Raw genomic sequence first — 5,519 nt, forward strand, 5'->3', positions numbered from 1 at the left:
CAGAGTACGAGAAGCAGCGAAACGGGACCCAGCACTCAAATTCAACAACCTGATGCATCATATCACCACCGACCAACTCCACAAGGCCTATTTACAACTAAATCCCAAAGCGGCAGCCGGAGTTGACGCAGTCACATGGGAACAATACGGCAAAGGCATCCAAAAACGACTACAAATAGAGACGGTGACAGGCACCTAGGAAAAACTGGCAGTTGGCAGGGATTGCGGATCACGGGACCCTGTCAGGCAACTTATCATTTGCTCGTATATACTTATACATCTGCCGCAATGCTTCTCTTGGTTTTACCCCTCTTTTCAGGGCTTTTTCGTATTCCCTCAACCAATATTCTTTCAATTCATAGTCAAACAAGAGTCCTAACAGTATATATAGAGAGACTTCGTTATTATGCGCCACGTAGTTCCCGTGATAATATTCAATTGCCCGTTCATATTCGCACAGTGCGATATTCAACTTAAGAACTGTCTCTACCAAATTATTAATCCTTTCCTCATGTTCAAAGACTGAGATCTGCCACGATTTTTTCCTTGACGTACTTTGCTTAGATCTATCTAATTCGGTTTTTAAGACCATGCACTGCTCAATGGCAATTTCCTTGGAATCGGGGGATTTAAGATTCTCAATTAATATATCTATCAACCATGAGTGCAATGTTTCTCTGCTGGCTGTGCTGTTTATAACGAGTGCGATGGCGGTTTTTACCGATTCCTTGGTTATGGCACTGGTAAGGATCCTTGAGATAACGATGTTAAGCAAATCCATCTGCTCTATACCGACCGATCTAAAAGGGTCTTCTGTATTAAAAATATAATATCCGCTCGCATAGCACAACATCTCATATAGTTTTGCTAGCAAGTCAGTTGCGGTTCTCCCCTCTTCACCTTCTACTGGGACGGCTTGTAAGCTTTTGATAAAAGCTTTTACTTTAAATCTCCACTTGGGCCTTTCCCTTTTGTGAACAAAACTATTTGGGGCAAAGTAGTATTGTTTATATGCATAATCGATAAACAGGTCAATCTCCGGTTTTAAATCGCTTGCTGGGATGTTTTTAGTCCGTTGTCTCTTAATCTTTCTAATGCCCAAATAGGCATTAATATCTTTCAACAGGGCATCAATATCCTTCTCTTCCCGTAGCTTTTTCGGCATAGCCTTATACATTTCTGATATTATTAATCTCAAATCCTCTTCCTTGTATTTCTTAAGCAATTCCCTAAGTTCTTTTACCAACATTGCCAACGCACCACCCTATTATTGCTTATTGCCCCTTCCCTGGGCCTATTCCCAGCCGTAATATTGTAGCGATATTACAGGGCATTTTTTTGATTGTTCAAGGGTTCGGTGCGCTAGCGGTAAATCCCTTCTTGAAGTAGAGTATAGACGGTGACAGGCACCTGTAAAAGACTGGTAATTGGAAGATGGCAGGGCACTGAGGGACGGTTCTTTTGTGTTCTTGATAACCAAGTAACCCAACGAAACAGGGCGGGGTGGTCCAATGCGGATCACCCGGCCTGTTTCTACATAATGAGCATCATCGGTGGTAAATCTTGTACAGAAATGGAGGAAATATGATGCGATAATCGAGGAGTTGTCGCTTGGCGGTTAGTCACTTTCCCGGAGGGAAGGTGATGCCTATGATTACATGGACAGGACTGCTTAGTTTCTGTTTAGGAGGGCTCTGTTCCTACTTGAGATGGCTAAGTGGGTTAGAATATTCTGGACCGCAAGGCCTGCGCCGAGGTAAGCGTTGTGGCAGGGCTACCGCTGCCACTAGATTGATACGATGGGCTTGCATGTTTTCTAGCTTACGGGGAACAACTGACAGTGTAAGAGGTGGGAGCTAACCGGATGCCGCAAGTGGAGGAGAGCGGTGGGTTGGGGGCTGTTTTTGTTTGGAGGTAAAGAAATGACGTTTGCCCCTCAGCAGGTTTTTATAGAGAAAAAAGCTTTGGAATACGAGCTTGGGCGGAGTCTGTTAAGCACATTTCGCCAGAACAATATCGAGACTATAATCTATGATCGGCGTTTTCCCTCGGCTGATCCTAATTTGACTGCCAGGGAACGATTCATGCGCTTTAAGAGAACTTTGGTAGTAGGAATATGGAGGCAGAAAGAATTTCAAACTTGTAAGCCTTCGGCGCATTATCAGTTGCCGTTGGTTTCTGGTTGCCCAGGCTTATGTCAGTATTGCTACTTGGCCACTAATTTGTCTAAGCGGCCATATATAAAGGTATATGTTAACATAGAAGATATTCTTGCCCGGGCCCGAGAGTATATTAAGATGCGGAATCCAGAAGAAACGATATTTGAAGCTTCTGCGACTTCCGATCCGTTAGCAGTAGAGAAGTGGACTGGAAGTTTGAAAACGGCCATTGAGTTTACCGCTCAAAGTTCCCTTGCTCGTTTGCGCTTTGTGACCAAGTTTGCCGACATAGAAACCCTTCTAGGGCTGGATCACCGGGAGAAAACTGAGGTGCGCTTTAGTATCAATGCGCCCTGGGCTGTGGGGCGTTTTGAACAGGGGGTGCCTGTGGTAAGAAAGCGACTGGAGGCTGCGGCCCTGATACAGAAAGAAGGATATCCCGTAGGTATCCTTATTGCCCCTATCTTTATATTTCCTGATTGGCAGAAACAATACGATCTCTTGATAAAAGACGTTGCCGAGCTTATGCCTGATGCACCGGTCACATTTGAGCTTATTACGCACCGCTTTACAGCACGGGCTAAATCCGCCATCAGGGAGGTATTTCCTGAGTCTGAGTTGCCTATGGTGGAAGAAGAACGTCAGCTAAAGTATGGTCAGTTCGGCTACACCAAGTTTGTTTACCCGCGACACCAAATGGAAGAATTAGAGTCGTTCTTTCGTGGCAGGATATCAACGCTAATGCCCAAGGCTAAGATACTGTACTTTGTCTAGAAGACCATGCCGGGCACCTGAAAAAAACGGTCGGCGCTAGAATGGCGGCCGATATGATCCTAGAAGATTGATGGGATGAAAACCCTCCAATGTATTAAATGAATGGTTAGGGGGGATATAAATAACAGGTGAAATTTGAAACCGGGAGGGTTAAGTATGCATACCTTAAGCCACCTGCACAACGCATTACAGCAAAAAGAACAAGCGTTAATTCAATACGTTAGATATATGCGGGAGGCTCAAGACAGCCAACAATCTAAAATAGCCGCCGTTTTTTCTGATCTGGCGAAGGCTGAGGAAAAGCACATTGCTGTTATCCGTGATCAGGTGGCCAACCTTTCTGGGGATAAAAACATGCTGAATATGTATCAGGATGTAAGCCATTACCATTCCCAGCATTCAAATTACCCCACCGACCAAAAGGAAGAAGCGAATTAAGATAGGGCAGGTCGGTGACAGATACCTGGGGAAAAGTGGAAGAAATTATGATTATGACTATTGGGAGCTTGTCTTGAGCTCCCTTTCCATGTTTGTTGGCACCATTGCCCAGGCAGGGATAAATAAGACACGCGGCGAACTAAACGATAGGTAGTTGCTCGTGTACTAGGCTCGAAGAGAGTACCATAGGCCCCCCGCGGCAGCGGCTGCACTAATCCATGTGGCAGACAAAGGAGGAGACTTATGCAAAGGACAAGCAGAAACCTAAGTCGAGTAATTATATTAGTATTGATGGGTCTCGTAGTAGTTTTTGTTGCATCCTGTACAAACAACAACGCGCACACCGCTATTGACAGTATCCATGACCATACAGAAGAAAATGAAAATGTGCGACAAGACCCAATGGATGAGGTAGAAGATACGGCTGTGGCATCTGATACCGGCGATAGGGAAAGTTGGATTGGCAAATATAGGGAATACATATGCGTCTATGATCACAAGAGTAAAAAGCTATCAGAAGAAACATATGCCCAGGAGGAATACATTCCATATGTAGAGCTGCTCGAAAACGGGGAGTACCATTTTAATCTCAACTGGTTTACGGAGATGAAACCCGTTTCTGGCACCTGGGAAATAGATGAGCATAATAAGAACATTGCCTATTTGTCCAAGACAGAGGTGATAAATGATGAAATTATACTGGAAAGACTTTTCGATGGAGCAATAGCATTACGGGGAACATATATACTAGAGGATTCTAGATTTAGGGCCCTAAGCACTTCTTCATATGGTGATATATTTTTAAATGTGGGCATGGATTTAGACGATATATCCAAGATGCACATAAGGGATTATCCCAACTACTGGGCCAGATTATATGCGGATGTGATTGAATCAACTAGGGGTCAGAAATTATGCAGCGAAGATGTACTAGAAATACTCAGCAGACTTAATGGAGTGGGGAGCGCCAGACTATATGATGTCGATGCAGACGGGGTACCGGAGCTAATATTGGGTGATATGTCCGATGACGAATTTTATGTACTTAGCATTAAAGAGGACGAGCCTTCGATAACGGCTCTAGAAGCTGATCATCCAATCATAAAGGAAACATTACCCTGTGAAATTAACATTGATGGTTCCGGTGCCGGTAGAGGGGCGACAAATAGATTTATCAAGTATATGGATGATTATATTATTAGCCACGGAAAATAATTGCAGCTCTTTATAGCGACCTTTTGTCCCGCCAAACACATACACCAACCTGGTAATTAGAAGAGCGGTGGCCACGATGGGTTGGAATAAAGGTACCATCGCTCATGTAGTGGCCACCTCGGCGGTCTATGCTTGTGTGCGGGCGTTAAAACAACCCAATGCATTTTGAAATATGACAAAAGGAAAAGGTATATTATTTGGTAAATCTGGGTAAAATGAAATAACAATACAAAATACACTCCCCCTATTGCACCATGCGTGGTAGAATGAAATAAGCAAAGACTTTTTAAGCTTGTTATTTCATTTCAGGTGGTGTAGCCAATGAAAAACAGAGCAGGTGAATATCGAACCAACTTGACTGGAGAGCTTCAGTAAGAATACTGAAATCGTAAAACACACGGGGAAAGCTGCCAAAACCATCATGAAGGTGTTTAATTACCTAGAGGGCAGCCCCATCATTGACATCAAGAAAACCAGTGAAGAATTAAGGATATCCTTTAACGCAACATCCAATGCTGTAAATAAACTTATCCAGCTGGGTATTTTAAGGCAAACGGAAAATGTTCAAAGAAACCGGGTCTTTGCCTACGAAGAGTATTTAAACATTCTACGTAAAGACACCTAGCCAAGGCACCTGATTAAAAGGGTGCTTTTTTCAGTGCGCCTTGCATGGGCGATAGCTTGGTGGTGAAAGTCCACTATGGGCTTGGCAGTAGGCACCATTACCGAAGGCAAGGGTGTCTATTGCGAGGTGGAATCTGAAGGAAAACGCAGCCTGTCATGGGGACGGTTCGAAAGCGCCGGTCAAAGCCGGCAGTAGGTAGGTGGTGCAGGTCCACCACATGGTAAAGAGTAGCGATCAACCGTGGCCCCGAGTCATGCGTCGGCCACCCGCGAGGGGGCGGCGAAGCGTTGACAGGGGGCGTACAGGCC

5 protein-coding genes and 1 pseudogene are annotated in these 5,519 nt (G+C 44.5%); 5 read left to right on the forward strand and 1 reads right to left on the reverse strand.

Annotated features, from left to right (window positions below; translation table 11 throughout):
- On the forward strand, nucleotides 1–199 hold a 199-nt coding region (locus tag GX016_10895), incomplete at its 5' end, for a group II intron reverse transcriptase/maturase (protein ID HHT72048.1).
- 30 nt (nucleotides 200–229) lie between these two features.
- Here the strand turns inward: GX016_10895 and GX016_10900 are convergent.
- Nucleotides 230–1,249: a hypothetical protein gene (locus tag GX016_10900; protein ID HHT72049.1), complete on the reverse strand. Its 1,020-nt coding sequence runs from the start codon at nucleotides 1,247–1,249 to the stop codon at nucleotides 230–232.
- Nucleotides 1,250–1,922: 673 nt separating this feature from the next.
- Here GX016_10900 and splB point away from each other — a divergent pair.
- The 4 genes and pseudogenes from splB to GX016_10920 all read left to right on the forward strand — a co-directional run bounded on the left by splB (nucleotide 1,923) and on the right by GX016_10920 (nucleotide 5,211).
- Complete coding sequence (gene splB / locus GX016_10905) at nucleotides 1,923–2,933, forward strand: spore photoproduct lyase (GenBank protein ID HHT72050.1); 1,011 nt, start codon at nucleotides 1,923–1,925, stop codon at nucleotides 2,931–2,933.
- A gap of 156 nt (nucleotides 2,934–3,089) precedes the next feature.
- Nucleotides 3,090–3,371, forward strand: a complete 282-nt coding sequence (locus GX016_10910) for a hypothetical protein (GenBank protein HHT72051.1) — start codon at nucleotides 3,090–3,092, stop codon at nucleotides 3,369–3,371.
- A gap of 243 nt (nucleotides 3,372–3,614) precedes the next feature.
- Nucleotides 3,615–4,586 carry a hypothetical protein gene (locus GX016_10915; protein HHT72052.1) on the forward strand — a complete coding sequence of 324 codons (972 nt, stop codon included), beginning with the start codon at nucleotides 3,615–3,617 and terminating at the stop codon, nucleotides 4,584–4,586.
- Nucleotides 4,587–4,959: 373 nt separating this feature from the next.
- A pseudogene (locus GX016_10920) lies at nucleotides 4,960–5,211 on the forward strand (Fic family protein).
- Nucleotides 5,212–5,519: the final 308 nt, after the last annotated feature.

It is taken from the genome of Bacillota bacterium, from assembly GCA_012837285.1.
Lineage (GTDB): Bacteria > Bacillota > DTU030 > DUMP01 > DUMP01 > DUNI01.